The sequence below is a fragment of the Achromobacter dolens genome (assembly GCF_902859745.1).
Lineage (GTDB): Bacteria > Pseudomonadota > Gammaproteobacteria > Burkholderiales > Burkholderiaceae_B > Achromobacter > Achromobacter dolens.
Map to the genome: position 1 here is coordinate 16,630 of NZ_CADIJW010000036.1, position 25,074 is coordinate 41,703.

The following is a 25,074-nucleotide window of genomic DNA, read 5'->3' on the forward strand; positions in this document are numbered from 1 at the left end:
CTCCGGCGCCCGCGGGCGCCGCCGACCCTCTATATATAGAGCCGTCTTATGCTGGACCACCCATGAGCACCCAAACCCACGATTCCGCCCAAGCCACCATCAACGCAGACCAGGCCGAACTGGACAAGTTCGCCGCGCTGGCCAGCCGCTGGTGGGACCCCGAAAGCGAATTCAAGCCCCTGCACGCCATCAACCCCCTGCGTCTGGAATGGATCCAGGAAAGCGTGGGCAGCCTGGCGGGCAAGACGGTGCTGGACGTCGGCTGCGGCGGCGGCATCCTGTCGGAAGCCATGGCCCGCGCGGGCGCCGAGGTCACCGGCATCGACCTGGCCGACAAATCGCTCAAGATCGCCAAGCTCCACGGCCTCGAATCGGGCGTGAAGGTCGAGTACCGCAAGGTGCCGGTGGAACAACTGGCGGCCGAGCAGCCGGGCCAATTCGACGTGGTCACCTGCATGGAAATGCTGGAACACGTGCCGGACCCGGCCTCCATTGTGCGCGCCTGCGCGACGCTGACCAGGCCGGGCGGCTGGGTGTTCTTCTCGACCCTGAACCGCAATCCGAAGTCGTTCCTGTTCGCCATCATCGGCGCCGAATACGTGCTGCGCCTGCTGCCGCGCGGCACCCACACCTACGATATGTTCATCAAGCCGAGCGAACTGGCATCAGCCGCCCGCGGCGCCGGCCTGGAACCGGTGGGCATGCGCGGCATGGAATACAACCCGATCACGCAGATCTATTCGCTGACGTCCGACACCTCGGTCAACTACCTGATGGCTACCCGCAAATGAGTGCCCTGATCCTGTTTGATTTCGACGGCACGCTGGCCGACACCGCCCCCGACCTGGCCGCCGCCGCCAACCAGCAGCGCACCCGCCGGGGACTGGAACCCCTGCCCTACGAAACGCTGCGCCCGGTCGCGTCACAGGGCGCGCGCGGCCTGCTGCGCGTGGCGCTGGGGCTGAAGCCGGGCGATGAAGAATACGAGCCGACCCGCCTGCAATTCCTCGAAGACTACGCCGCCAGCTCCACCGTCTACAGCAAGCTGTTCCCGGGCATCGAGGCGCTGCTGGCCGATATCCGCCAGCGCGGCCTGTCTTGGGGCATCGTGACCAACAAGGTTACCTACCTGACCCTGCCGATCGTCGAACACCTGAACCTGACCCGCGACAGCGCCGTGCTGGTCTGCGGCGACACCACCGCCCACGCCAAGCCGCATCCCCTGCCGCTGCAGCATGCCGCGCGCGAGGCCGGTTTCGCCACCGACCGCTGCGTCTACGTCGGCGACGACCTGCGCGACATCCAGGCGGCGCACGCGGCCGGGATGCCGGCGGTCGCCGCCGCCTATGGATACGTCGGCGAAGAAGACAACATCAGCACCTGGGAAGCCGAGACCTGCGCCAACACCCCGGCCGAGCTGTGGGCGGCAATCGAGCCGCTGCTGCCGCGCGATCTGCGTTAAGGCGCCGTCATCCTCGCTGATCTCCCATGTCCCGCATCGCCGCCCAGCCTGGCGGCATGCGGGCCAGGATGACATCGGCACGGCCGGATTAGTTGGCCTGACCGAACAATTTATCCGACTGAAAAGGGTTTATCCCCGGCCGCCGGTGAATTAAAGTGTCTTCAATGCAAGGCAATGCGGGTGCCTCCCGATTGCCTTTCCCGGCCAAAGCCGGGCGCCGCGCGGCGAAGCCCGCACGGCGACTCTCGTTACGCATCGACGGTTTGCCACCCTCATGCGCCCGCGCGCCGACGTCTCCCCGGCGCGCAACCTAGACCTTTTAGACCATCCATCCGTCCACCGCGCGTTGCCTCACGGCTTCGTGCGCACCTGGAATTGCCCATGCTTTTACCCATCCTGCTACTTTCGGCCGCCGGTTTCACCATCCTGACCACCGAATTCCTGATCGTCGGCCTGTTGCCCAGCCTGGCCCGCGATCTGGATGTCACGGTTTCCCAGGCCGGTCTGCTGGTGACACTTTTCGCCTTCACGGTGGCTGCCACCGGCCCCCTGCTGACCGCGCTGATGGCCAACATCGAGCGCAAACGACTGTTCATCAGCGTGCTGGCGCTGTTCGGCCTGTCCAACGCCCTGGCGGCGGCAGCGCCGAACATCTGGGTCATGGCCGTCGCCCGTTTCGTGCCGGCGCTGGCATTGCCGGTGTTCTGGTCGCTGGCCAGCGCCACCGCGGTGGAACTGGTGGGCCCCGCCCGCGCCGGCCGCGCCATCTCGATGGTGGCGTTCGGCATCGTCGCGGCGACGGTGTTCGGCATTCCCATCGGCGTGCTGATCTCCGACGCCTTCGGCTGGCGCGCGGCCTTCGGCGTGCTCTCGGCGGTGGCGTTCGCCAAGGCCCTGCTGCTGCTGCTGGCCTTCCCCAGCACCCGCATCCGCGCCGAAAACGTGAAACTGGTGACGCAACTGCGCATCCTGCGCAACCCGATCGTGGTGGGCCACGTGCTGCTGTCGTTGCTGGTGTTCACGGGCATGTTCACCGCCTACACCTACCTGGCGGACATGCTGGAGCGCCTGGCCGGCTTCAATGGCCAGATCGTCGGCTGGACCATGATGGCGTTCGGCGCCGTTGGCCTGATCGGCAACACCCTGGGCGGGCGCATGGTCGACCGTAGCCCGTTGGGCGCCACCGCGCTGTTCTCGTCGCTGATGGCGGTCGGCCTGGCCTTCGTGGCGCCGGTGATGCAATCGCACGGCCTGCTGGCCGTAGCGCTGACGATCTGGGGCATCGCCCAGGCGGCGCTGTTCATCGTCTGCCACGTGCGCCTGATGAAGTCGGCGCCGGAAGCGCCCGCCTTCGCCGCGTCGCTCAACATTTCGGGCGCCAACATCGGCATCGGACTGGGCGCCGTGGTCGGCGGCCACGTAATCGACCAGTACGGCCTGGCCTCGCTCGGCTGGGCGGCTGCGGTCATCGTCGCGGTATCCGTCGCCCTGGCGTTCGTGCTCATGGCGGCCTCGCGCGCCCGTCCTGCCGGCAAGGCAGCCTGCGCCAACGCCTAGGCCACATTGCGGTATTCGCGCCACGTCCGGGCGGGCGGTCGCGGAAACGCAGCGGGCTATCGCGTTTACCAGTACAATAGAAGTTCTTGGGGCCGATCCGGATTCGACGTGGGTCGCGAAACAACTCAGGGCATGCCGAGCACCAGTACGCTCGTTAAACCACTGGAACACTACAAACGCCAACGACGAGCGTTTCGCTCTCGCCGCTTAAGCGGTGAGCCGCTGCACTGATCTGTCCTTGGGTCAGGCGGAGGAAGGCAACTTCCTAGGGGGGCAACCCTCGAACCGCAGCAGCGACATTCACAAGGAATCGGTTTGAACTGGGGTCACACGGTTCAAATTTAAATTACGTGAATCGCTCTGGTCCGGCCTGTCGGTTGGCTAAGTCCAGGGTTAAAACCAAATAGATCGACTACGCATGTAGAACTGGTTGCGGAGGGCTTGCGGACGGGGGTTCAATTCCCCCCGGCTCCACCAAATTTCCGCCATAGCGCCAAATGGCCGACCTTCACGGGTCGGCCATTTTTTTTGCAGCGGCCGCCACCGGCGGGAGTCAACAACGCGTGCTGCCGCGCACCGCGTTCAGGCTCATGCCGGGATTCAGCCGCGATTGCCGAACAGCCCCGACAGCGACGCCAGCAGGTCGGCGGGATTGAGCGACTGGCCGGGTTGCACAGCGCCTTCGGGAGTGGCCTTGTCAATCAGTTGCGGCAGCAGCGACGACAGCGAGCCCAGCACCGAGCCGGTGTCCTGGCCGGTCTTGGCGGCCAGTTCGTTGACCACGCCCGGGTCCAGCACCTGGCCGAGCTGGTCGGCGCTGACCGGCAAGTTCTGGCCCTTGCCGATCCAGGACGCGACGATCTCGCCCAGGCCGCCCTGCTGGAAGCTGGCGATCAGGCCGGAAAGTCCGCCCGGGTATTTGCTCAGTTGTTCGATCAGGGCGGGCAGCAGCGAGGCGGAACCTCCTTGCTGGCCGCCGCCGGCCATCGAGGCCAAGGTATCCAATAGACTCATCGCCGTTCTCCAGGAAAATCGGAAATCCAGTATAGGCCCGTGGCGGCGCCGATGTGGTCATCCAAAGGCCGGCAACCGGCGATCTTTGCAAAGCTTGTCGTTCCGGCCCTCAGCCCGCGCCGCGCGGGGCTGGCGAGGCCAGGGGAGCCTGGGAGGCCTTGAGGGCTTTCAGCGCCTTCTGACCGGCGCGGCCGTCGGCAGGCAGGCCGAGTTCGCGCTGCGCCGCGCGCAGGGCTTCGCGGGTGCGCTCGCCGATCATGCCATCGGGTTCGCCCAGCTCATAGCCGCGGGCGATCAGCAGCCGCTGCAATTCCCGCCGCTCGGCGCGCGACAGCCCCGGATCATCGGTCGGCCAGGCCTGCGCCAGCGGGCCGCCGCCACGCAGGCGGTCGGAGAGGTGCGCAATCGCCAGCGCATAGCTTTCGGCGGCGTTGTAGGAATACAGCGCATCGAAATTACGGGTCAGCAGGAACGCCGGCCCCTTCGGTCCGGCCGGCAACAGCAGCCCGACGGGCGTATCGCCCCCGGGCAACGGCTTGCCGTCAGCGCGGGTCAGGCCCTGGCCGCGCCAGAACGACAGCGGACGCTTGTTCTTGCGTCCCGCGCCGGCGATGTTCGCGCCAGCGGGCAGGATCACCTCGTAGCCCCAGTCCAGGCCGCTGTTCCAGCCGGCGCGCTTGAGGAAGTTGGCCGTGGAGGCGAGCGCGTCGGGCACGCTGTCGATGAGGTCGCGGCGGCCGTCGCCGTCAAAGTCGACGGCCAACCGCAGATAGGTCGACGGCATGAACTGGGTCTGGCCGAACGCCCCCGCCCAGGAACCCTTGAGCTTGTCCGGGTCGATACGCTCGTCCTGCACGATCTTGAGCGCGGCGAAGAACTCGCCGCGGAAGTACGCCTGGCGGCGCCCGAAGCAGGACAGCGTCGACAACGAGGTCAGAAGCGGCCGTCCGCCCAGGGTGCGGCCATAATTGCTCTCCACGCCCCATACGGCCGCGATGGTGGCCGGGTCCACGCCGTAGCGCGCCGCGGCGCGGTCCAGTTCGGCACGCCAGCGCTCGATGCCGGCCTTGCCGTCGGCGACGCGCTCGTCGTCGACCAGCGCCGCCATGTAGTCCCAGATCGGCGTCTTGAATTCCGGCTGCGCATCCAGCAGGCCGATCACCGCCATGTCGGGCGACAGGCTGGCGGTATGCCGGTCGAACGTGGCGCCCGACACGCCCGCCTTTGCGGCGGGGGCGCGCAATCCGGCCAGGCAAGCGGCGAAGGTGTCGGCGGCGTGCGCGGCGGGCGCGGACAACGCCAGCATGGCGGCCAGGGGAATGGCGCGACGAAAGGTCATCGAGAAAGCGCTCCTGCGGATGCGTTGGCCGCGCCGCCGTCGGGGCGGCGCTGGCTGTCTTCGGCTTCGCCCATGACGGCGCGTTTGTCGAGCAAGGCGGCCAGTTCGGCCTCGTCGAAACCCGCCGCGCGGCGCGCTTCCATGTTGAAAGGGCCACGCAGCCGCGGCGCGTTGTAGCGGCTGGCCAGCTCGGCATAGCAGGCGACCGGCTCCCTGCCCTGCTCGGCGCACAGCCGCTTGTACCAATAGTTGCCGATGGCTACGTGGCCGATCTCGTCGCGCAGGATGATGTCGACGATGGCCGCGCTCCGCGCATCGCCGGCGCCGGCCAGCTTGTTGCGGATCAGCGGCGACGCATCCAGGCCGCGCGCCTCCAGCGTGCGCGGCACCAGCGCCAGGCGCGCCAGCAGGTCGCCGCAAGTGCGTTCGGCCATCTCCCACAAGCCGTTGTGGCCAGGAAAGTCGCCATAGGCATGGCCCAGGTCGGCAAGCCGCTGATTGAGCAGGTCGAAATGCGCAGCCTCTTCGCGCGCCACGCGCAGCCAGTCGCGGTAGAACGCATCCGGCATGCCGGCGAAACGCCAGAGGATGTCCAGCGCCAGGTTCACAGCGTTGAATTCGATGTGCGCCAGCGCGTGCAGCAGCGCCGCGCGGCCCTCCAGCGTCGCCATGGAACGCTGCGGCACCTCGGACGGCGCCACCAGCACCGGCGCGGCGGGCCGCCCGGGCAATCCATCCGGCGTCGCGTAGCGCCGCACGCTATCGAGCGGGGCATCTTCGCCGATGGCGCGCACCCGCGCCAGCTTGTCGGCCCAGCCGGTGGCGGCCAGCGCCTGCAGGGCCTGGGCACGCAGACAGGGCGTGCCGGGTTCGTGCGGATCGCTCCCGTTCACGGGAAGGATCGAATTGCTGTCCATGAAGATTTCCGGTGCGGGACGGAACAACGCCGCCCGCAAGACAATAACCATGCGCGGTCATCCCGCGCCGTGCGCCATGCGCCACTGAAGACTTTATCATTCGTTCATGGATTCGCCGCTACGCCTGACCATCGAGACCGACCTGTCGCGCATCGACGCCCGCCAATGGGATGCGTTGGCCGGGGACCAGCCGTTCCTGCGGCATGCGTTCCTGCACGCGCTGCACGATTCCGGCTGTGCCGCGCCGCGCACCGGTTGGTCGCCCCATTATCTGATGCTGTGGCGCGACGACGCGCTGGCGGGCGCGGTGCCGCTCTACCTGAAATCGCATTCGCGCGGCGAGTACGTGTTCGACTACGCCTGGGCCGACGCCTTCGAGCGTCACGGCCTGCGCTACTACCCCAAGCTGCTGGCGGCCGTGCCGTTCACCCCGGTCTCGGGCCCGCGCCTGCTGGCCGGCAGCGACGAAGACCGCGACACGCTGGTGCGCGGGCTGGTCGCCTTTGCCGAAGAGATCCAGGTGTCGTCGCTGCACCTGCTGTTTCCGGCCACCGCGGACCTGCGAGCCCTGCGCGAGGCCGGCTTCATGGTGCGCGAAAGCGTGCAGTTCCACTGGACCAATCCTGGCTACTCCGATTTCGACGCCTTCCTGGCCACGATGAGCCACGACAAGCGCAAGAAGATCCGCCAGGACCGCAAAAAGGTGGCGCAGGCCGGGCTGACGTTCCGCTGGCTACGCGGCGCGCAGATCGACGCCGCCGACCTCGACTTCTTCTATCAGTGCTATTGCCATACCTACTTCAACCACGGCAACCCGCCGTACCTGAGCCGCGAATTCTTCCTGCGCGCCTACCGTGACCAGCCCAACGCCTTCGTGCTCATCCTGGCCGAGCGCGACGGCCAGCCGGTGGCGGCGGCCCTGAACCTGGCGGGCGGCGACACGCTGTACGGGCGCTATTGGGGGGCGACGGAATACGTGCCGGGGCTGCATTTCGAGACCTGCTATCTGCAGGCCATCGCTTACTGCATCGCCCACGGCATGGCGCGATTCGAGGGCGGCGCGCAAGGGGAACACAAGATGGCGCGCGGGCTGCTGCCCACGCCCACCTGGTCGGCGCACTGGGTCGCCGACCCGCGTTTCGCGGCTGCGATCCAGCAATTTCTGGATGAGGAAACCGCCGCGGTGGATGACTACCTGGGCGAGCTCGAGACCCACACGCCGTTCAAGCGCGCGGCCCCGGACTGAGCGGTCAGAGGAAGCGATCCAGCAGCTTGCGGCTGTGCTTATCGAGCGACAGGATGTCGCGCACCAGATAGAAGATGCCGTGGCTGTCGGCGATCAGCAGCGTCTGCGGGCTCAAGCGGCGGATGTCCTCCTCGCCCCGCAACGTGAAGCTGGTGGCCCCGCGGTCGGTCTCCACCTTCCAGACGCTGGGCGTGGCGAAGGTCGACACGCTGGCGAGCTTGCGGATCTCGGGCATGAATTCACGCCCGGCCAGTTCCTCTTCGATCAGCGCGCGCTCGGCGGCGGGCACGTCGGCCAGCCTTTCGATCCACAGCAGCTCGCGGCCTTCTCCGGTCACCAGCGACAGCCCGCGATCGGCCTCGCTGATCGGAAAGGCCCGCACCGGAATCACGCCTTCGTGCGCGACGCCGTCGGCGCCCTGGAACACCAAACGCCCGAACGCATTGCGTCGCAGTTGAAAAACGGGAAGCGTCATGACGGTTATCTCGCTCAGGCCACGGCGGCCATGTCTTCGCCGCCGGAGGACTGTGCATCGGCCTCGTTCTGGCGCGCCTGCGCCTGATACAGCCGGTAGTAGGCGCCTTCACGCGCCATCAGTTCCTCGTGCGGGCCCTGCTCCACGATCTGGCCACGGTCCAGCACCACCAGCCGATCAGCCTTGCGCAAGGTGCTCAGGCGATGGGCGATGGCGATGGTGGTGCGGCCGCGCACCAGGTTGTCGAGCGCCTTCTGGATTTCCTTCTCGGTGGTGGTGTCGACCGACGAGGTCGCTTCGTCCAGGATCAGGATGCGCGGGTCGATCAGCAGCGCGCGCGCGATCGAGATGCGCTGGCGCTCGCCGCCGGACAGCGCCTGGCCGCGCTCGCCGACCAGCGAATCGTAGCCATGCGGCAAGCGCAGGATGAATTCATGGGCATGGGCGGCGCGGGCCGCCGCCACGATCTCGTCGCGGGTAGCGTCCGGCTTGCCGTAGGCGATGTTCTCGGCGATGGTGCCGAAGAACAGGAAGGGCTCCTGCAGCACCAGCCCGATGTTGCGGCGGTAGTCGGCCACCCGCACCGAACGGATGTCGGCGCCGTCCACCAGGATCGCGCCTTCCGAAACGTCGTAAAAGCGGCAGATCAGGTTGATCAGGGTGCTCTTGCCCGAGCCGCTGTGCCCGACCAGGCCGATCATCTCGCCGGGCGCGATGCTCAGGTCCAGGCCGCGGATGACCTGGCGGTTGCCGTAGCGGAAACCGACGTCGCGCAACTCGATGCGGCCGTTGACCTGCGGCAGCTTGGCCGGGTTCTGCGGTTCCGGCACGCTCGAGACGTGATCCAGGATGTCGAAGATGCGCTTGGCGCCGGCGGCCGCCTTCTGCGTCACGGACACGATACGGCTCATCGAATCCAGGCGGGTGTAGAAGCGCCCGATGTACGCCAGGAACGCCGCCAGCACCCCCACCGTGATCTGCTTCTGCGAGACCTGCCAGATGCCGAAGATCCACACCACCAGCAGCCCGACCTCGGTCAGCAGCGTGACGGTGGGCGAGAACAGCGACCAGGTGGTGTTGACCCGGTCGTTCACTTCCAGGTTGCGGTTGTTGGCCTCGCGGAAACGCGCCACTTCGCGCTTCTCCTGGGCAAAGGCCTTGACCACGCGGATGCCGGGAATGGTATCGGCCAGCACGTTGGTGATCTCCGACCAGATGCGATCGACCTTCTCGAAGCCATGGCGCAGGCGGTCGCGAACCGCGTGGATCATCCAGATGATGAACGGCAGCGGCACCAGCGTGACCAGCGCCAGCCACGGATTGATCGACACCAGGATCACCGCGGTCATGGTGATCATCAGGATGTCGTTGGCGAAGTCCAGCAGGTGCAGCGACAGGAACACGCAGATGCGGTCGGTCTCGCTGCCGATGCGGGAAATCAGGTCGCCGGTGCGCTTGCCGCCGAAATACTCCAGCGACAACTGCTGCAGGTGCTCATAGGTGGTGGTACGCAGGTCGGCGCCAATGCGCTCGCTGACCCAGGCCAGGATGTAGGTCCGCGCCCAGCCCAGGCCCCACGCCAGGATGGCGGAACCGAGCAGCCCGCCCAGGTACAGGCGGACCTTGCTGTAATCGATGGGCGCGCCGTTCTGGAACGGAATCAGCACGTCGTCCATCAGCGGCATGGTCAGGTACGGCGGCACCAGGGTCGCCGCGGTGCCCAGCAGGGTCAGCAGGAAACCGGCCAGCAAGGGCCCGCGATACGGCCGCGCGAAGCGCCACAGGCGCAGCAGCGCCCAGGTGGTCGAGGGCGCCGCCTGCTCCTGGTTGCAGACCGGACACTCGTCCTGCCCAGCCGGGATGGCGTTGTTGCAGATCGTGCACTGGCGTTCGCCCGCCTCGGCTTGTGGCTGGCCGGACAGGCGGATTGCCTGTTGGGCCTCGAACTGGCCCAGCAGCCGCAGCGCGGCCGGATTGCAGGCCAGCGTGAAGCGCCAGATGCCCAGGCGCGCGGTGTCGTCGTGCAGTTCCAGCACGGCCGCGCCAGCGTGGTCGGAAAGATTCAGGGACAGTTGAGGGCCGTACGCCCAGGATTCCCAGCCGGTATCGGCCGCATTGCGGGCGATCAGGCGGCGATCGGTGACGGCGACCAGGCCGGGCTGGAACTTCAGCCGCTGGTCCAGGTCTATTTCAAGCCAGGCCAGCAGGGTCTCATCCTGCGCCAGTTCCGCGCGGATGTCATCCCGCCAGCGGGCAGGAAAGGCTTCGGCTAGGCCGGAAAGCAGGTGTGTTTTTTTCATTAGAACGCATACCGGGCCAGGACTCTGCCCTACAAGGCGGCGACGGCATGCCAACCCCGGGTTGGCAACGTGTCCCTTCCTTACAACACAACGAGTTCACGCCTTTGAAGGCGTCGTATAGTATCAGCCGATTTTTCTAATTAGGAATATCTGGGATCCCCCACTCGTTGGCATTATTCTTAAGGCGCAACCCCAATAAATTCGCGGTCTTGCATAGGGGCGTCCGCGCGTGCCAACCTGCTTCTCAAGTAAATTAAAACATGAAAAAGAAAGACATTGAATTTCTCGATGTCGTGGCTTTGCGCGGCCCGAACATTTGGACGTACCGTCCGGTACTCGAGGCGTGGGTGGATATCGGCGAACTGGAGGACTATCCCTCCAACACGATCCCCGGCTTCTACGAGCGCCTGACCGCGTGGCTGCCGACCCTGATCGAGCACCGCTGCAGCCCGGGCGTGCGGGGCGGCTTCCTGTCCCGCGTCAAGGAAGGCACCTGGCCCGGCCACATTCTCGAACATGTCACCCTTGAGCTGCAGAACCTGGCCGGCCTGCGCGGCGGCTTCGGCAAGGCCCGTGAAACCTCCACCCGCGGCGTCTACAAGGTCGTCGTGCGCGCCTGGCAGGAACAGGTCACCCGCACCGCCCTGAACGAAGGCCGCGATCTGGTCATGGCCGCCATCGAAGACCGTCCGTTCGACGTCGACGCCGCCGTGGCGCGCCTGCGCCGGCTGGTCGACAAGCACTGCCTGGGCCCCAGCACCGCCTGCATCGTCGATGCCGCCGACGACCGCGACATCCCCTACATCCGCCTGTTCGAAGGCAACCTGGTGCAATTCGGCTACGGCTCGCGCCAGCGCCGTATCTGGACGGCCGAGACCGACCGCACCAGCGCCATCGCCGAAGGCATTTCGCGCGACAAGGACCTGACCAAGGAACTGCTCTCGACCTGCGGCGTGCCGGTGCCGGAGGGTCGCCTGGTCGACAGCGAGGACGACGCCTGGTCGGCCGCCGAGGACATCGGCCTGCCGGTGGTGGTCAAGCCGTATGACGGTAACCACGGCCGCGGCGTGTTCACCAACCTGAACACGCGCGAGGAAGTGGTTTCCGCCTACCGCGTCGCCGTCGACGAGGGCAGCGGCGTCATCGTCGAGCGCTTCGTGCTCGGCAACGAACACCGCCTGCTGGTGGTCGGCAACCGCATGGTGGCCGCCGCGGCCGGCGAGCCGGCCTGGGTCACCGGCGACGGCAAATCCACCATCACCGAACTCATCGACAACCAGATCAACACCGACCCGCGCCGCGGCCGCACCGAAAACCACCCGCTCAATCCGGTGCGGCTGGATTCGGCCGCGCGCCTCGAAATCGCCCGCCAGGGCCTGTCCGAAGACAGCGTGCCGGCCGACGGCCAGCGCGTGCTGGTGCAGCGCAGCGGCAACGTCGCCTTCGACGTCACCGACCGCGTGCACCCCAGCGTCGCCGCTACCGTGACCCTGGCGGCCCGCGTGGTCGGCCTGGACATCGCCGGCGTCGACCTGGTGGCCGAGGACATCTCGCGCCCGCTCGACGAGCAGCGCGGCGCCATCGTCGAAGTCAACGCCGGCCCGGGTCTCCTGATGCATCTGAAGCCGGCCGACGGCGCCCCGCGCCCGGTCGGCCACGCCATCGTCGAGCACCTGTTCCCCGAAGGCGATGCCGGCCGCATTCCCATCGTCGGCGTCACCGGCACCAACGGCAAGACCGTGGTCGCGCGCCTGATCGCGCGCCTCTTGCACCTGTCGGGCAAGCGCACCGGCCTGGCCTGCAGCGAAGGCCTGTACCTCGACCGCCGCCTGGTGCAAAAGGGCGACCGCGCCGATTTCGCGTCCGGCACCCGCGTGCTGATGAACCGCAACGTCGACGCCGCCGTCATCGAGAACGACAGCGGCGTGATCCTCGGCCAGGGCCTGGCGTATGACCGCTGCCAGGTCGGCGTGGTCACCAACATCGACGACGCGGACCATCTCGGCGACTTCGACATCAACGAAACGGAGCGCATGTTCAATGTGTTCCGCACCCAGGTCGACGTGGTGCTGCCGACCGGCGCCGCCGTGCTCAACGCGCGCGATCCGCGCGTGGTGGAAATGGCGGAGCTGTCCGACGGCGCCGTGATCTTCTTCGGCATCGATCCCGCCCTGCCCGCCATCACCGCCCACCTGCAACAGGAGGGCCGCGCGGTGTTCGTGCGCGACGGCGCCATCGTGCTGGCGCAAGGCGCGCACGAAGAGCGCCTGGCCGACGTCGCCGCGATCCCGCTGACCCATGGCGGCCGCGTCGCCTTCCAGGTCGAGAACGTGCTGGCAGCCGTCGGCGCCGCGTGGGCGCTGGACATCCCGGTCGAACTCATCCGCGCCGGCATCGAGACCTTCGACATCGACCAGGCCGACGCGCCCTGGCAGTTCACCCTGTTCGAGCGCAACGGCAGCACCGTGGTGGTGGACGACGTCCACAACGCCTCCGCGTTGCGCCCCCTCATCACGGCCATCGACCAGTTCCCAGCGACCACCCGCGCCGCCGTCTATTCGGCTGGCGCCGACCGCCGCGACGTGGACCTGATCGAGCAAGGCAAGCTGCTGGGCGATGCGTTCGACCGCGTGGTGCTGTATGACGACACCACTGTCACCAGCAAGCGCCCCGCCGGCCAGGCCCGCGCGCTGCTGCGCCAGGGGCTGGAGCAAGGCAGCCGCGTCAAGCAGATCCTGGACGAGCCGGATCACGGCAGGGCCATCGAGAGCCAGCTCGCCGGCATTGCGGCGGGCGACTTCGTGCTGCTGCAATCCGACGAAGCCTTCTCCGGCCCCACCATCGATCTCGTCCGCCGCTGGATCCAGCAACACTGACATCATCGCGCGCGCCGCGGCGGCCCGCCGCGGCGCGCGCAAGCTAGACAGGAATACCTGCCATGGAAGTTTCCCGTATCCGAGCGCTGCGCGGCCCCAACCTGTGGAGCAAGAACACGGCGATCGAGGCCATCGTGTCGTGCGCCGACGCCGAATGCTCGATCGACAACCTGCCCGACTTCGAAGCCCGCCTGCGCGCGCGCCTGCCGCAGACTGGCCTGCTGCGCCCCGAAGGCCACCAGGGCGCGGTCTCGATCGCGCACGTGCTGCAGATCGTCTCGCTGACGCTGCAGGCCTACGCCGGCTGCCCGGTCACGTTCGGCCGCGCCTCGCCCACCACCGAACCCGGCGTGTTCCAGGTCGTGGTGGAATACAGCGAGGAAGAAGTCGGCCGCCTCGCCATGGACCTGGCGCAGCAACTGGTGCAGGCCGCGCTGGACGACACGCCGTTCGACCTGGCCGACGCCCTCAAGCGCCTGCGCGAGCTGGACGAGGACGTGCGCCTCGGTCCCAGTACCGGCTCCATCGTCAACGCCGCCACCGCCCGCAACATTCCGTACCGTCGCCTGACGCAAGGCAGCATGGTGCAGTTTGGCTGGGGCAGCAAGCAGCGCCGCATCCAGGCCGCCGAGACCGACCTGACCAGCGCCATCTCCGAATCGATCGCGCAGGACAAGGACCTGACCAAGATGCTGTTGGACGCCGCCGGCGTGCCTGTGCCGCTGGGCCGCTCGGTCACCACCGCCGAAGACGCCTGGGCCGCGGCCCAGGAGCTGGGCGGCCCGGTGGTGGTCAAGCCGCGCGACGGCAGCCAGGGCCGCGGGGTGGCGGTCAATATCGAGACGCGTGAACGCGTGATCCAGGCTTTTGAAGTGGCCGAGGAAATCAGTTCCGAAGTCATCGTCGAACGCTACATCCCCGGTCACGACTTCCGCCTGCTGGTGGTGGGCGGCGCGCTGGTCGCGGCCTCGCGCCGCGATCCGCCGCAGGTCACCGGCGACGGCGTGCACACCATCCGCCAACTGGTCGAGCAAGTCAACGCCGACCCGCTGCGTGGCGATGGCCATGCCACTTCGCTGACCAAGATCCGCTTCGATGACATCGCGCTCGCGACGCTGAAAAAGCAGGGCTTCGACGCCGACTCCGTGCCGGCGCCGGGCACCCTGATCTTCCTGCGCAATAACGCCAACCTGAGCACGGGCGGATCGGCAACGGACGTCACGGACGAGGTCCATCCGGAGATGGCGGCGCGCGCCGTTTCGGCCGCGCGCATGATCGGCCTGGACATCTGCGGCGTCGACGTAGTGGCCGAAAGCGTGCACTACCCGCTCGAAGAGCAGAACGGCGGCGTGGTCGAAGTCAACGCCGCGCCCGGCCTGCGCATGCACCTGAATCCCTCGTTCGGCAAGGGCCGCGCGGTGGGCGAAGCCATCATCGCCAATATGTTCGCCGATGGCGAGGATGGCCGCATCCCGCTGGTGGCGGTGGCCGGCACCAACGGCAAGACCACCACGGTGCGCCTGACCGCCCATATCCTCGGCGTGGCCGGCAACCGCGTCGGCATGACCAACTCCGACGGCGTCTACGTCGACAACCTGCGCATCGACACCGGCGACTGCAGCGGCCCGCGCAGCGCCCGCAGCGTGCTGATGCATCCGGACGTCGATGCCGCGGTGTTCGAAACCGCGCGGGGCGGCATCCTGCGCGAGGGCCTCGCCTTCGATCGCTGCAACGTCGCGATCGTCACCAACATCGGCATGGGCGACCACCTCGGCCTGGGGTACATCAGCACCGTCGAGGACCTGGCCGTGGTCAAGCGCGTGATCGTGCAGCATGTGCATCCGAGCGGCACCGCCGTGCTAAACGCGGCCGACCCCATCGTGGCGGAGATGGCCTCCAGTTGCCCCGGCTCCATTACTTACTTCGCCGAAGACCGCAACCACCCGATCATGTCGACGCACCGGGCCCAGGGCCTGCGCGTGGTGTACCGCGACGGCGACGCGATCGTCGCGGCCCAGGGCAGCGAGGAAACCCGTTTCCCGCTGGCCGAGATCCCGCTCACGCGCAACGGCACCATCGTGTTCCAGGTCGAGAACGCCATGGCCTCGATCGCCGCGGCCTGGGCGCTGAATCTAGACTGGAGCATCATCCGCCGCGGCCTGGCCACCTTTGTCAACGACGCCCAGACCGCGCCCGGCCGCTTCAACGTGTTCGACTATCGCGGCGCCACCGTGATTGCCGACTACGGCCACAACCCTGATGCGATCCAGGCGCTGGTACGCGCGGTCGATGCAATGCCCGCCAAGCGCCGCGCGGTGGTCATCAGCGGCGCCGGCGACCGCCGTGACGAAGACATCCGCATGCAGACCGAGATCCTCGGGGAAGCCTTCGACGACGTGCTGCTGTATCAGGACCAATGCCAACGCGGCCGCGCCGACGGCGAAGTGCTGGCCCTACTGCAGCAAGGCCTGGTCAACGCCAGCCGCGCCCGCCACATCGAGGAGATTCACGGCGAGTTCCTGGCGATCGACACGGCGCTAGCTCGCCTGCAGGCGGGCGACCTTTGCCTGATCCTCGTGGACCAGGTGGAAGAGGCGCTGGAACACATCGCCCAACGCATCCGCGAAAGCTGATCCCGATCCGGAAATCGCATGAAGACGGGGCGCGAAAGCGCCCCGTTTCTTTTGGATGGCCGCGGCGGGTCGCCGCCCCACCGGACCTGGCGCCCGATCGTAGCCCTGGCCCTAGCCGTGCGGCGCCGAGACGGGCGCCGCGGCCTGATAGTGGTCCGTCACATGGGCGCATCCCAGCGCGGCCATCGTGGCCAGCGCCAGCAGAATCGTGCCAAGGAATCGTCGGGTCATGCGTGCCCTCTCGTGAGTGATGTCGCCAGACCGCGCCGGTCTCGGAACCGGCCGCGGAGCCTGCCCCGACTATACCGATCCAGCGGGCATGGGGCCAGCGTCGGTGACCCGTCGCGAGGCATCACGCGCCACCGCTTTTATGCGAATCGGCCGTACAGGTCCCGTTACCAGCCCCGCTCAAAAGGGCTCAATAGGTTGCTCAGATGTAACTCCCGCTCTGGTACGCCTGCGCTACCTGACCGTCATAAGACGCACGGTTTGCCCCGTCCCCGGCCGTTACATTTACCCACAGCGCCCCTTTGACAGCCCTCGTCGCCGCCCTGTACCTTGAATCCAAGCTGATCAGTGCCCAACTCAACCGCGAATACAGAGCTTATCGGCCATAAGCCGCTGCGTTCGCCACTAACGAAGAGAGGTCACCATGAACAACGACATCATCGCTGGCAAGTGGAAGCAACTGACCGGTAAGGCCAAGGCGGCCTGGGGTGAACTCACCGACGACGAGCTGACCCGCACCGAAGGCAACGCCGAACGCCTCGCTGGCCTGATCCAGGAGCGCTACGGCAAGACCAAGGAACAGGCGGAAAAGGAAGTGCGCGATTTCTTTGATCGCAACCCCTGATCCCGTACCTCCAGGAGAAGCCGACATGTTGCACTACGCCGTAGTTTTCTTCGTCATTGCGATCATCGCGGCGGTCCTGGGCTTCGGCGGCATCGCCGCCGGCGCCGCGGGCATCGCCAAGATCCTGTTCTTTGTCTTCCTGGTATTGGCGCTGCTGTCCATTCTGGGCGGCGCATTCCGCAAGAAATAGAAGAACATCGCACCCAAAGAACTTTCGCTTAGCCGTTGCGTCCTGAACGCGCTGAAAACCACATACACAAGGAGCACAACTATGGAATTTCGCAAGCTGATCGCCGCCGCCGCACTGGGTACGGGCGCTGTCTTCACTTCCATGGCCTTTGCCGCCAATGACGGCAAGCCCAAGCAATCCGTGGGCGAATACGCCTCCGACGCGACCGTGACCACCAAGGTCAAGGCCGCCTTTGTGGCCGACAAGCAACTGAGCGCGCTGGACATCGCCGTTGAAACCACCGATGGCGTGGCCAAGCTGACCGGCACCGTCGGCACCGCCGCCGAAGCCGACCACGCCGCCACCGTCGCCCGCGGCGTCGAAGGCGTGAAGCAGGTGATGAACAACATCAAGGTCGACCCGGCCAAGAACAAGAAGTAACCCGCCGGGCCTTGATGGCCATGCAATGAAAAACGGCGCCTGTGCTCACACACAGGCGCCGTTTTTCATTGCGCGCGGGAAGCCGACAGTCCAGAGTCCGCACCGGACCGCTTTGCCGCCAGCAGCACCCCGGCCCGCCTGACAGGCACAGCCCCGTCATGCCGGACCCGCGCGCACACTCAGACGTCCACCGTGCCGCGCCCGATCTCCAGCGCGCGGCCGCCCACCTGGATGCGGCCATCGGCCTGCACATCCAGCAGCAACCGGCAAGGACGGCCCATCTGGTCGCCCTGCTCCACCAGGAAACTGGCGGGCAGCGCATGCTGCCGATGCCGCAGCCAGCCGCCCAGGTTGGCGCAGGCCGATCCGGTCCCGGCATCTTCCTGCACCCCGCCGCCGGGCTTGGCGTAGAAATAACGCGTCACCACGACATCGCGCCCGTCCTGCTGGCGATTCGGGTCGAAGGCGAACAGATAGCAGACCTTGCGCCCCAGGCTGTTGGCCTGCCAGCGATCCAGCCGCGAGGCATCCGGATTCGCGCGCCGCAACGCGTCGACGTTCTTGAGCGGCACCAGTAGCTGGTCCGCGCCCGTATCCACCCAGAGGGGATCATCCGCCAGGTCATCCAGGTCCAGCCCCATCAGTGCGGCAATATCAGCGGCCGGCAGCGTCGGCGCCGCCGTGCGCACGCCATTCGGGCAAGGCGCCGTGAAAGTCCAGGCGTCACCCTGCGCGGTGACCGGCACGACACCGGCCTTGAATTCCAGCGTCAACGCATCGCCGCGCTTGAGCAGGTCGCGCACCACTTGCGACGTGCCGATGGTCGGATGGCCCGCGAAACCCATCTCGAAGCCAGGTGTGAAAATGCGCACCCGCGCATCGGCCACGTCGGACGGCAGGATGAAAGTGGTTTCGGAAAGATTGAACTGCGCCGCCAGCTCGCGCATGGTGGCGTCGTCCATGCCACGCGCGTCTTCGAATACACAGAGGGGATTGCCGGTGAAGGTGCTGGAGGCGAAGACGTTGAGAAGACGGAATGCGTAGGTGGCCATGGGCTGGAGGGAAGGTTGCCGTGAGGAGGAAAATAGACCCTCTACTTTATCGCACCACGCCGGGCCAAGGGACGCTCCCGCAGCCGGGATAATGTCGCGCCGGCCCCCGGCACCGGCCCCCCAACGGCCGCATCGCATCCCTGCCACTGTCACCAGATGGCGAAGAACAGCACCCAGGCCCAGCAGAACGGCGCCAGGCCGGCGGCCAGCACCAGCCACGCCGCGCCCTTGCGCGCCAGGCTTACCGGGCGCTGGTTGAGCAACCGCGCGAACAGGCGCAGGGTCCACAGCACGGCCAGCGTCAGCAGCGTAAAGCGCACCGGCGCCGCCCACGCGGCGCGCACGCCCTCGTGCTTGAGCAGGTTGATGGTGGTGGCCGACAAGCCCAGGAACACGCCGATGCCGGCCGAGGGAATCAGGCCCTGCGCCAACTTGTGCAATCCGGGGCGGAACCAGCCGCCCGCGGGCTGTCCCTCCGCTGGCGCCGCCGGCGCCAACCGGTCGGCGATCCACAGCGACAGGAAGCTGGCGCCGCCGATGCAGATCGTCGCGCCCACCACGAACATCATGATGCCGGCGCCGTCGAGCCAGGAGAAGCTGTCGTTCACTTCCGGATAGTGGGTCAGGATGAACCACGGCGCGTTGTCCATCAGCGGCCACATGATGTCATGCTCGACCAGCCAGGTCGCGGCCCACTGCTTGGCGCTCACGTACCAGGGGCTGGCGCTCCAGAGGAAGGCGCCCATGGCAATGCCCATCAGGCCGAAGCACAGCAGCGCGGTCTGCCACGGTTCGCCATCGGTGACGCTGACGACCTCTTCCTCGGGCGAGCGCGGCGTCAGCGCAATGGCGCCGCGATAGCCGCTGCACCGGCCGCACACGTGGCAATCGCCGGCACCCTTCATGTGACGCAAAGGCACCAGCGGCGCACAGTTGATGGGTTCGATCCGGATGACCGGATGGCGCCACTTTTCCTCGTCGACCTTGAAGTGCCACGGCGCCAGCTTCGCCAGCAGGTTGAAGACGCCGTTGACCGGACAGAGGTACTTGCACCAGACCCGTTTGCTGCGGCCATAGCGCCAACCGACGATCATCGCCGCCACCGTCGAACCGCCCAGCACCGCCAGCACCGCCAGCGGATACTGGTAGACGCTGACCAATTGGCCGTAGATGGTGGTGAGCGCGAAGGCCACGAAGGGCCAGCCGCCCCAGCGCATCCACTTGGGAATGGCATGCCCCTGGCCGCGTTCGCTGGCCCATTCGGTGAGCATGCCCTCCGGACAGAACCAGCCGCACCAGGCGCGTCCCAGGATCGGCATGGAGATCAGCACGAACGGCCACCACACGCCCCAGAAGGCGAACTGCGCCACGATGGTCAGGTTGTTGAATACCGAGGCCGAATTGTCCGGCAGCGGCATGATGGCCGGCACGATCAGCAGGAACGCGTATATCGCAACAATGCCCCACTGCAGCTTGCGCAACAGAGGGGCATGGTCTCGAAGAAAGTCGGCGATACGGGAGGTTGCCCTCCCGAGTGCAGCTGCCATGGTCAAACCTTCATTAATTCAGTCCGATAGACACGTTGGAATCGGCGCTCAAGAGGCGGCGCGGGTGACCGCGACCGGCGCGGACTTGCCGCCCACCCAGCGCAGCAACGTCCACACCACGATCCAGTACGCAACCCACAACAGTACCGAAATCAGGGCGGGCAAGGCGCGATAGCCCGCGAAATCAGCCAGAATCTTGCCAACGCCGGTGCTGTCGCTCAACAGCCACGAGCTGTCCCAGACCGGGTCGACGAGGGTCGGCAGCACGTCCAGCGAAATCAGGTGATCCAGGCCGCCCACCAGCAACGAGCCGGCCAGCAAGAGCAACAGGATTTCGGTCACGCGGAAAAAACGACGCCAGGTGATGAGCTTGCCACCCAGTTGCAGCAGCCAGAAGGTCAGCAGCGCCACCAAGAAACCGGCCACCCCGGCCAGCGCCAGCATCAGCATGTCGCTGCCGCCATCGCCCGCCGCAACGGTGCCGTACAGGAACACCACGGTTTCGCTGCCTTCGCGGGCCACCGCGATGGCCACCAGGACGAACAGGCCCCACCAGTTGTCGTGGGCCACCGAGGAGCGGGCGCCGCTTTCGAGCTCGCTCTTGAGGGTGCGACCGTGCTTCTTCATCCACACGACCATCTGCACCACCAGCACGCAGGCCGCCAGCGACATGATTGCCTGGAACCATTCCTGGCCTTCGTCGCTGAGCCACGACGATACGCCCAGCAGCACCAGCGCCAGCGCGATTGCCAGGGCCAGCCCCGCGCCAACGCCACCCCACAGATACTTCAGTCCGCGCTTGCCTTCCGGCGTCGCGCGCAGCCAAGTGTACAGAATGCCCACCACCAGCATGGCTTCGACGCTTTCGCGCCAGACGATGAAAAGAACCTGTTCCATGTGGTGCGGCCGCCTATTCCTTGGGCTTGACGATCAGGGTGCCTTTGACCGCCTGGTGAAAATCATCGAAGAACGGATACTCGCCGGGGCGCGAGATGGTGATGACCACGAACGACTTGACCCCGGGGCCGAGCACCTTCTCCTTGCGCAGCGGAATGCTCTCGAATTCCACCGGCTCGTTGCTTTCGTTGATCAGTTCGATCTTGAAGCGGCCGGCCGGCACTTCCAGCGTGGCCGGCTCAAAGGTGCCATTGGGCTTGAACGTCAACGTGAAGGTAGGCAGTTCGTCCGCCTGCGCGGGCGCCATGCCGGCCATGCCAGCCAGGCCAACCAGCAGCACGCAGATGACGCGAGACAGGCGACGCACGATCAGTAACCGCCCTTCTTGCCGGTGCCGGCGTAGACGAAGTCGTATTCGAGTTCGATCGGCTTGAACCAGTCGCCCACCCCGGTTTCCTTGTCGATGTGACGACCGAAGTGGTTCATCTTGTTGGCCGTCGGCGGCAGGATGGTGTACTTGAGCTTGTACTTGCCCGGGCCTTCGAGCTTGATGTTCTCGCCGTAGTGCGGGCCATCGTTGGCCACCATGGGCATGAGCTCACCCTTTTGCACGTTCTGGCTGCCGACCTTCTGGATCTCGTAGTTCACGACCAGGTAGGGCATCCACTCGCCTTCCGGGAATCCGGTGGGGTTGCCGGCGGTGGCGTGGATATCGGCTTCCAGGTGGACGTCGGAATCCTTGGCGGGACGCATCATGCCCGGCGGGTCCATTTCGATCGGCTGCAGGTAGACCGCGCCGATTTCCATGCCGCCTTTTTCAACGGGCTTGCCGATGGGGTATTCGGCCGCTTGGGCGGCGGACACGCTCAAAGCGACAATGGCCAGCGCCAAGGCTTTCTTCATCATGTGGGTCATCCTCAAAGCTCGATTGAAACGACGGTGTTCAAAACATAAACAAGAACCGTTTGCATTAATGTAACGAAAAAATCTGACATCACCCTGAATCGGAATGGTCCGAAACAAGAGGATGCTTGCGTGCCGTCAAGCCAAAAGAAAGCCGGCGGGCAATCGCGCCGCCGGCTGGCTGGTTTTCTCGACCGCGGCCAGGCCGCGAGTCCGGAGGATCCGCTACGGCTTGCGGCCGCCGCCTTGCGAACCGCCCGGCGTGAACGGGAAGTTCGAGAACATGGCCCGGGTCTGGTCTTGCATCTGGTCCTGCATCTGGACGAACAGGTTTTTGCTCTGGTCGATGTAGTTGTTCATCATGTTCTGCAGCATCGGCGTCTGCACGTTCATGAACTGGGTCCAGGCCTCGGGGCCGAACTGGCTGCCGTACAGCCCCTTGGACTGCTCGGCCATGCGCTGCTGGATTTCCATGAAGGCCTGGATGTTCTTTTCCAGGTAGGAACCCATGATGCCCTGCATCGCGTGGCCGTAGAAACGGATGATCTGCGACAGCATGTTCGACGAGAACATGGGCATGCCGCCGCTCTCCTCTTCGAGGATGATCTGCAGCAGGATGCTGCGGGTGAGGTCCTCGGCGCTCTTGGCGTCGACAACCTGGAATTCTTCGTTGGCCAGGACCAGTTGCTTGACATCCGCCAAGGTGATGTAGGTGCTGGTCCGGGTGTCGTACAGGCGACGGTTGGGGTACTTTTTAATCAGGCGCAGGCTGGCGCCGGTTTGTGCTTGCGTCATGGTTGTCCCCGGATCGGGCGATCTCTAAGACTTCGAATAGGGTGAAGTGTAATGCCGCGGCGCCTTCTCCCCGAAGCGCCGCGGCCTGGAACGGCCGCCCGAGGGCAGCCCGCGATGCGTCAGCCCATGTGCAGGCCGCCGTTGAGCGAGAAGTCCGCGCCGGTGGAAAAGCCGGATTCATCGGAAGCCAGCCATGCCGTCATCGAGGCGATTTCTTCGGGCGTGCCGAGGCGACGCACCGGGATGGTGGCGACGATCTTCTCGAGCACGTCGGGGCGGATGGCGCGCACCATGTCGGTCCCGATGTAGCCGGGCGAGATGGTGTTGACGGTGACGCCCTTGCTCGCGACTTCCTGGGCCAGCGCCATGGTGAAGCCATGGATGCCGGCCTTGGCCGTGGAGTAGTTGGTCTGGCCGAACTGGCCCTTCTGGCCGTTCACCGAGCTGATGTTGATGATGCGCCCCCACTGCCGCTCGACCATGCCATCGATGACCTGCTTGGTCACGTTGAAGAGGCTGTTCAGGTTGGTGTCGATGACCGCGCGCCAATCGTCGGCGGTCATTTTCCGGAACAGGCCATCGCGGGTGATGCCCGCGTTGTTGACCAGCACATCGACCTGGCCAAGTTCCGCCGTGACGCGCTCGAAGGCGGCGACGGTGGAATCCCAGTCGGACACATTGCCGACGGAAGCATGGAAGGTATATCCCTGCGCCGCCTGCTCATCCAGCCATTGCTGGTAATTGCGGCTCGGGCCGCAGCCTGCCACGACGCGAAAGCCCTCTTTGGCCAGGCGCTGGCAAATAGAGGTGCCGATCCCGCCCATCCCGCCTGTAACGTAAGCCAGTTTTCCGCTCATTGGACTTCCTCCTGTGTGCGACGGACGCCTCGTTGATTGACTTCTACTTCTTCTACTTCTTATTGGCCCGGGACCCACCGCAAGCGCGGTTTCAGGTGGCCCTGACCTTCACATACCTGCCAGGCGCCGGCTCGATCGGCCGGTATCTGGCGTTACCTGATTTTGCCCGAGCCTTGACCTGCTTGCCGGAATGCCCGGCCAGCCAGTCCGCCCAGTCGGGCCACCAGCTTCCTGGTTTTTCCTGCGCCTGCGCCAGCCAGGCGTTGGGATCGCCCGGCAGGGGGCGGCCCTCGGCGCCGGCGCCTTCGGCCACCCAATAGCTGCGGCGCTTCTTGGCCGGCGGGTTGACCACCCCGGCGATGTGGCCCGACGCGCCCAGCACGAAACGCTGCGGACCGCGCAGCACCTGGGTCGAGGCATAGGCCGAGACCCACGGCACGATGTGATCTTCGCGCGAACCGAAAATATACGCCGGCATCGACAGTCGCGTGAGGTCCAGTGGCAGCCCCGCCGCCTGGGCGCGGCCCGGCACCTTGAGATTGTTCTCGAGATACGTGTTGCGGAAGTACCAGGAAAAGAACGGCCCCGGCAGGTTGGTGCTGTCGCCGTTCCAGAACAGCAGATCGAAGGCCGGCGGCTTCTGGCCCTTGAGATAGTTGCCGACCACGTAGTTCCAGACCAGCTCATTTGGCCGCAGGAACGAAAAGGTGGTGGCCAGGTCGCGGCCCGGCATCAGTCCGCCGGCGCCCAATTGGTGGTCGCGCAGCAAGGCGTGGGTCTCGTCGACGAACACGCTCAGGATGCCGGTGTCATGGAAATCGAGCAGCGAGGTCAGCAGCGTCAACGCCGCGACGGGATGTTCGCCGCGCGCCTCGGCCAACGCCAGCGCCGAGGCCAGCATGGTGCCGCCGACGCAGAAACCGAGGGCGTTGACCTGCGGCTGGCGCGTGATGTCGCTGGCCACGCGCAGCGCCTGCAGCACCGCGTCGTCGAGATAGTCGGACCAGGTGGCGCGATCGACGCCGTCGGTATCGCTGGCCAGCGGGTTGCGCCAGGAGATCAGGAAAACGGTGAAACCCCGTTCGACCGCATGGCGCACGAACGAGTTATCGGGCTGCAGGTCGAGGATGTAGAACTTGTTGATGTTCGGCGGCACGATCACCAGCGGCACCTCGTGCACCGTGGCCGTGGCGGGGGCATACTGGATCAGCTGGAACAGCCGGTTCTCGAACACCACTTCGCCGGGCGTCACCGCCACGTTGCGGCCGATCTCGAACTGCGTCTCGTCGGTCTGGGTGATGCGGCCTTTCTTGACGTCGCCCAGCAGATTGGCCAGGCCCTCGTTCAGGGCGCGGCCGGCGCTTTCGACGATGGACTGCTGGGCGTCGGGGTTCAGGGCCAGGAAGTTCGAGGGAGACAGCGCGTCTACCCACTGCATGATCGAAAAACGCAGCCGGTCGCGCATCGGCTCGCTGACCTGCGCGGCATCGACCATGCGCGACATGGCGCGGGCCGACAGCAGATAGGTATGGGCCATCAGCAGGTGCTGGCCATTGGCGGCCCAGGCCTGGCCAGCGAAACGCCGGTCGGCCGGCGGAGCCAGCGCGCCGCGACGGGCGTCGTCGCACAGGCGCTGCCATTCGCGCGAGAATTCAGCCTGGATATCGGCCAGGACGTCCGGAGCCACGCTCACCGGAAGGGGCCCTGAGGCGGAGAGATTGGCATTCACTTCGACACCTTG

General features: G+C 66.4%; 22 protein-coding genes and 1 other RNA gene. 10 read left to right on the plus strand and 13 right to left on the minus strand.

Annotated elements, in window-relative coordinates:
- Positions 1-62: 62 nt before the first annotated feature.
- The 4 genes from ubiG to ssrA all read left to right on the plus strand — a co-directional run bounded on the left by ubiG (position 63) and on the right by ssrA (position 3,496).
- Positions 63-791, plus strand: a complete 729-nt coding sequence (ubiG, locus tag HV783_RS21100) for a bifunctional 2-polyprenyl-6-hydroxyphenol methylase/3-demethylubiquinol 3-O-methyltransferase UbiG (RefSeq protein WP_175189820.1) — start codon at positions 63-65, stop codon at positions 789-791.
- Positions 788-1,462: an HAD-IA family hydrolase gene (locus HV783_RS21105; RefSeq protein WP_175189821.1), complete on the plus strand. Its 675-nt coding sequence runs from the start codon at positions 788-790 to the stop codon at positions 1,460-1,462. The genes ubiG and HV783_RS21105 overlap by 4 nt, the downstream gene beginning before the upstream one ends.
- 381 nt (positions 1,463-1,843) lie before the next feature.
- The gene (locus HV783_RS21110; protein ID WP_054501464.1) at positions 1,844-3,019 is read left to right on the plus strand and encodes an MFS transporter; all 1,176 of its coding nucleotides are present in this window, start codon (positions 1,844-1,846) and stop codon (positions 3,017-3,019) included.
- An 88-nt stretch (positions 3,020-3,107) separates the two neighbouring features.
- Positions 3,108-3,496, plus strand: a transfer-messenger RNA (tmRNA) gene (ssrA, locus tag HV783_RS21115).
- Positions 3,497-3,619: 123 nt separating this feature from the next.
- On the opposite strand, the gene HV783_RS21120 is transcribed toward ssrA, so the two are convergent.
- From HV783_RS21120 to HV783_RS21130, 3 genes are all read right to left on the minus strand, one after another.
- Complete coding sequence (locus tag HV783_RS21120; RefSeq protein WP_054501465.1) at positions 3,620-4,033, minus strand: YidB family protein; 414 nt, start codon at positions 4,031-4,033, stop codon at positions 3,620-3,622.
- A gap of 109 nt (positions 4,034-4,142) precedes the next feature.
- Entirely contained in the window at positions 4,143-5,372 is a 1,230-nt protein-coding gene (locus tag HV783_RS21125) for a lytic murein transglycosylase (RefSeq protein WP_175189822.1), read from the minus strand.
- A complete protein-coding gene (locus HV783_RS21130; protein ID WP_054501467.1) occupies positions 5,369-6,289 on the minus strand; it encodes a ferritin-like domain-containing protein in 921 nt (306 codons plus the stop codon). The genes HV783_RS21125 and HV783_RS21130 overlap by 4 nt, the downstream gene beginning before the upstream one ends.
- Positions 6,290-6,395: 106 nt before the next feature.
- Here HV783_RS21130 and HV783_RS21135 point away from each other — a divergent pair, with 106 nt between their 5' ends.
- The gene (locus HV783_RS21135) at positions 6,396-7,535 is read left to right on the plus strand and encodes a GNAT family N-acetyltransferase (protein ID WP_175189823.1); all 1,140 of its coding nucleotides are present in this window, start codon (positions 6,396-6,398) and stop codon (positions 7,533-7,535) included.
- Positions 7,536-7,539: 4 nt separating this feature from the next.
- Here the strand turns inward: HV783_RS21135 and HV783_RS21140 are convergent, their stop codons facing one another.
- Complete coding sequence (locus tag HV783_RS21140; protein ID WP_049072299.1) at positions 7,540-8,010, minus strand: cyanophycin metabolism-associated DUF1854 family protein; 471 nt, start codon at positions 8,008-8,010, stop codon at positions 7,540-7,542.
- Between the two features lie 14 nt (positions 8,011-8,024).
- Positions 8,025-10,310 carry a cyanophycin metabolism-associated ABC transporter gene (locus tag HV783_RS21145; protein WP_064527105.1) on the minus strand — a complete coding sequence of 762 codons (2,286 nt, stop codon included), beginning with the start codon at positions 10,308-10,310 and terminating at the stop codon, positions 8,025-8,027.
- A gap of 260 nt (positions 10,311-10,570) precedes the next feature.
- On the opposite strand from HV783_RS21145, the gene cphA (HV783_RS21150) reads away from it, so the two are divergent.
- The 5 genes from cphA (HV783_RS21150) (at position 10,571) to HV783_RS21170 (ending at position 17,282) form a co-directional block, all read left to right on the plus strand.
- Complete coding sequence (cphA, locus tag HV783_RS21150; protein ID WP_175189824.1) at positions 10,571-13,186, plus strand: cyanophycin synthetase; 2,616 nt, start codon at positions 10,571-10,573, stop codon at positions 13,184-13,186.
- 62 nt (positions 13,187-13,248) lie between these two features.
- Positions 13,249-15,819, plus strand: a complete 2,571-nt coding sequence (gene cphA, locus HV783_RS21155) for a cyanophycin synthetase (RefSeq protein ID WP_054501472.1) — start codon at positions 13,249-13,251, stop codon at positions 15,817-15,819.
- A gap of 652 nt (positions 15,820-16,471) precedes the next feature.
- Positions 16,472-16,672: a CsbD family protein gene (locus HV783_RS21160; protein ID WP_006389412.1), complete on the plus strand. Its 201-nt coding sequence runs from the start codon at positions 16,472-16,474 to the stop codon at positions 16,670-16,672.
- A gap of 25 nt (positions 16,673-16,697) precedes the next feature.
- Positions 16,698-16,862 (plus strand): DUF1328 domain-containing protein, encoded by a 165-nt coding sequence (locus HV783_RS21165; RefSeq protein WP_006389411.1) that lies wholly within the window; start codon positions 16,698-16,700, stop codon positions 16,860-16,862.
- Between the two features lie 81 nt (positions 16,863-16,943).
- Positions 16,944-17,282, plus strand: a complete 339-nt coding sequence (locus HV783_RS21170; RefSeq protein ID WP_024068163.1) for a BON domain-containing protein — start codon at positions 16,944-16,946, stop codon at positions 17,280-17,282.
- 179 nt (positions 17,283-17,461) lie between these two features.
- Here HV783_RS21170 and HV783_RS21175 read toward each other — a convergent pair whose 3' ends face one another.
- The 8 genes from HV783_RS21175 to phaC all read right to left on the minus strand — a co-directional run bounded on the left by HV783_RS21175 (position 17,462) and on the right by phaC (position 25,062).
- Entirely contained in the window at positions 17,462-18,334 is an 873-nt protein-coding gene (locus HV783_RS21175; protein WP_054501473.1) for a PhzF family phenazine biosynthesis protein, read from the minus strand.
- Between the two features lie 149 nt (positions 18,335-18,483).
- Complete coding sequence (locus HV783_RS21180) at positions 18,484-19,881, minus strand: 4Fe-4S binding protein (RefSeq protein ID WP_144654994.1); 1,398 nt, start codon at positions 19,879-19,881, stop codon at positions 18,484-18,486.
- Positions 19,882-19,929: 48 nt separating this feature from the next.
- Positions 19,930-20,778 carry an FTR1 family iron permease gene (locus HV783_RS21185; RefSeq protein ID WP_054501475.1) on the minus strand — a complete coding sequence of 283 codons (849 nt, stop codon included), beginning with the start codon at positions 20,776-20,778 and terminating at the stop codon, positions 19,930-19,932.
- A 13-nt stretch (positions 20,779-20,791) separates the two neighbouring features.
- A complete protein-coding gene (locus HV783_RS21190) occupies positions 20,792-21,094 on the minus strand; it encodes a cupredoxin domain-containing protein (protein ID WP_054501940.1) in 303 nt (100 codons plus the stop codon).
- 53 nt (positions 21,095-21,147) lie between these two features.
- Positions 21,148-21,684: an iron transporter gene (locus tag HV783_RS21195; RefSeq protein WP_006393588.1), complete on the minus strand. Its 537-nt coding sequence runs from the start codon at positions 21,682-21,684 to the stop codon at positions 21,148-21,150.
- Positions 21,685-21,906: 222 nt separating this feature from the next.
- Positions 21,907-22,476, minus strand: coding sequence for a polyhydroxyalkanoate synthesis repressor PhaR (gene phaR / locus HV783_RS21200; protein ID WP_006393587.1), 570 nt, complete (start codon positions 22,474-22,476; stop codon positions 21,907-21,909).
- 119 nt (positions 22,477-22,595) lie between these two features.
- Positions 22,596-23,333: a 3-ketoacyl-ACP reductase gene (locus HV783_RS21205; RefSeq protein WP_054501476.1), complete on the minus strand. Its 738-nt coding sequence runs from the start codon at positions 23,331-23,333 to the stop codon at positions 22,596-22,598.
- 91 nt (positions 23,334-23,424) lie between these two features.
- Complete coding sequence (phaC, locus tag HV783_RS21210; RefSeq protein WP_054501477.1) at positions 23,425-25,062, minus strand: class I poly(R)-hydroxyalkanoic acid synthase; 1,638 nt, start codon at positions 25,060-25,062, stop codon at positions 23,425-23,427.
- Between the last annotated feature and the right edge of the window lie 12 nt (positions 25,063-25,074).

Bases quoted from the DNA above. Each gene is read 5' to 3' on its own strand.
- ubiG (WP_175189820.1), top strand. From the start codon at position 63: ATGAGCACCCAAACCCACGATTCCGCCCAAGCCACCATCAACGCAGAC.
- HV783_RS21105 (WP_175189821.1), top strand. From the start codon at position 788: ATGAGTGCCCTGATCCTGTTTGATTTCGACGGCACGCTGGCCGACACC.
- HV783_RS21110 (WP_054501464.1), top strand. From the start codon at position 1,844: ATGCTTTTACCCATCCTGCTACTTTCGGCCGCCGGTTTCACCATCCTG.
- HV783_RS21120 (WP_054501465.1), bottom strand. From the start codon at position 4,033: ATGAGTCTATTGGATACCTTGGCCTCGATGGCCGGCGGCGGCCAGCAA.
- HV783_RS21125 (WP_175189822.1), bottom strand. From the start codon at position 5,372: ATGACCTTTCGTCGCGCCATTCCCCTGGCCGCCATGCTGGCGTTGTCC.
- HV783_RS21130 (WP_054501467.1), bottom strand. From the start codon at position 6,289: ATGGACAGCAATTCGATCCTTCCCGTGAACGGGAGCGATCCGCACGAA.
- HV783_RS21135 (WP_175189823.1), top strand. From the start codon at position 6,396: ATGGATTCGCCGCTACGCCTGACCATCGAGACCGACCTGTCGCGCATC.
- HV783_RS21140 (WP_049072299.1), bottom strand. From the start codon at position 8,010: ATGACGCTTCCCGTTTTTCAACTGCGACGCAATGCGTTCGGGCGTTTG.
- HV783_RS21145 (WP_064527105.1), bottom strand. From the start codon at position 10,310: ATGAAAAAAACACACCTGCTTTCCGGCCTAGCCGAAGCCTTTCCTGCC.
- cphA (WP_175189824.1), top strand. From the start codon at position 10,571: ATGAAAAAGAAAGACATTGAATTTCTCGATGTCGTGGCTTTGCGCGGC.
- cphA (WP_054501472.1), top strand. From the start codon at position 13,249: ATGGAAGTTTCCCGTATCCGAGCGCTGCGCGGCCCCAACCTGTGGAGC.
- HV783_RS21160 (WP_006389412.1), top strand. From the start codon at position 16,472: ATGAACAACGACATCATCGCTGGCAAGTGGAAGCAACTGACCGGTAAG.
- HV783_RS21165 (WP_006389411.1), top strand. From the start codon at position 16,698: ATGTTGCACTACGCCGTAGTTTTCTTCGTCATTGCGATCATCGCGGCG.
- HV783_RS21170 (WP_024068163.1), top strand. From the start codon at position 16,944: ATGGAATTTCGCAAGCTGATCGCCGCCGCCGCACTGGGTACGGGCGCT.
- HV783_RS21175 (WP_054501473.1), bottom strand. From the start codon at position 18,334: ATGGCCACCTACGCATTCCGTCTTCTCAACGTCTTCGCCTCCAGCACC.
- HV783_RS21180 (WP_144654994.1), bottom strand. From the start codon at position 19,881: ATGGCAGCTGCACTCGGGAGGGCAACCTCCCGTATCGCCGACTTTCTT.
- HV783_RS21185 (WP_054501475.1), bottom strand. From the start codon at position 20,778: ATGGAACAGGTTCTTTTCATCGTCTGGCGCGAAAGCGTCGAAGCCATG.
- HV783_RS21190 (WP_054501940.1), bottom strand. From the start codon at position 21,094: ATGGCCGGCATGGCGCCCGCGCAGGCGGACGAACTGCCTACCTTCACG.
- HV783_RS21195 (WP_006393588.1), bottom strand. From the start codon at position 21,684: ATGATGAAGAAAGCCTTGGCGCTGGCCATTGTCGCTTTGAGCGTGTCC.
- phaR (WP_006393587.1), bottom strand. From the start codon at position 22,476: ATGACGCAAGCACAAACCGGCGCCAGCCTGCGCCTGATTAAAAAGTAC.
- HV783_RS21205 (WP_054501476.1), bottom strand. From the start codon at position 23,333: ATGAGCGGAAAACTGGCTTACGTTACAGGCGGGATGGGCGGGATCGGC.